Consider the following 1305-nt stretch of genomic DNA (forward strand, 5'->3'; position numbering starts at 1 on the left):
ATGTACGGGACAACCACATGGGTTACAAAAAAGTACCTTTACATAGGTAACACTTTTATCGACACGTACCCGTTCTTTGCCTCTCTAGCATAGACCCGGCCTAGGATTACCGGACCGAATATCACCTCCCACACATCATCACTGATCATCTCCATTCCAATGGTCTGATGCTTAAGCACATTGGCTATATAAATCCGCAGACCTGCTCGATTAATGATTCCATTACTATCAGCCAGGTAACACTCCACGTGGCTCGCATACCCCATTTCAGGCAACTTTTCCGGGTAAGTCCGAGTCGAGGGTGAATAGCAGGAAGCAGGCGTTTTCTGGTCAAGCGCCTCGTGCCCCCGCTCATAATTGTAGTGCTGCATAAAGCGGTCAAACTGTCTCTGCTGAGCCTCCCAAGGAATCGCGGGCGGTTGAGGCAAGGTACTTTTCAGCGTTCGGTGCATGCGTTCGTGACGCCCATTCTGGTCCGGACGGCCAGGCTCAATTCGCTCAGGAATAATCCCTAGTCGCAGCCACCATATCGACAGCTGCGACAGCCCGGCACGGCCGGTACTGGCAAATGGCACACCATTGTCAGTCCGAATACGCTCCGGCAACCCGTACTCGCGGAAAACTCGCTCAAAGGTCTGTTGGGTCTCCTTCAGATTGGTGCTGGACATACTCTGGCAGGCCAGTAAAAAACGGCTGGCGTGATCCATGATCGTCAGTGGATAGCACCAAACTCCGGCGCCCGTCAGAAACTGGCCCTTGTAGTCCGCGCTAAAGAGCTGATTAGGTGTTTCTGCTTTGCTCAAAGGTTTGGGATAGACCGCGACACGCCGTCTTACACGCTGCGGCGTAATTAAGTCGGCTGCTTTAAGGATGTTGTAGATGGTCGTTTTTGACGGCGGATCCTGATCGGGAAAGCGCTTGAGCAAGTCATTTTGGATCTTCTTAGGCCCTGGGGTTGTTTCTCCGATAGACCGAAGCTCGATGATTGCCTGCCTAACAGCGACAGGCACCACGTAGCTCTGGTTGTGCCGGCAACGGCTGCGTTCCTCAAGCCCACTAGGCCCTTCAGCTTTGTATCGCTCGACCCATTTATAGCCAGTCTTTCGACTGATCTCGTAGTCACTGCACAGCTTGCTGAAGGTGTGTTTGTCCGCCAGATAGGCAGCGATGAACATCACTTTTCGATCCATAGGTTTCAGCTCTCTCCAGGGCATGGTCAGATCCTCGCGAAATCGACCCTGCTAGTTAAAAACTGTTACCTATGTGCGTGAACTGATTTGTAACCCATGTGGGTGAGTCATACCG

General features: G+C 52.3%; 1 protein-coding gene. It reads right to left on the reverse strand.

The features are described from left to right. Positions 1-38: 38 nt before the first annotated feature. Positions 39-1214 carry an integrase core domain-containing protein gene (locus AO064_RS02095; RefSeq protein ID WP_064052243.1) on the reverse strand — a complete coding sequence of 392 codons (1176 nt, stop codon included), beginning with the start codon at positions 1212-1214 and terminating at the stop codon, positions 39-41. Between the last annotated feature and the right edge of the window lie 91 nt (positions 1215-1305).

Source organism: Pseudomonas marginalis, assembly GCF_001645105.1.
GTDB classification, from domain to species: Bacteria; Pseudomonadota; Gammaproteobacteria; order Pseudomonadales; family Pseudomonadaceae; genus Aquipseudomonas; species Aquipseudomonas petroselini.

Bases quoted from the DNA above. Each gene is read 5' to 3' on its own strand.
- AO064_RS02095 (WP_064052243.1), bottom strand. From the start codon at position 1,214: ATGCCCTGGAGAGAGCTGAAACCTATGGATCGAAAAGTGATGTTCATC.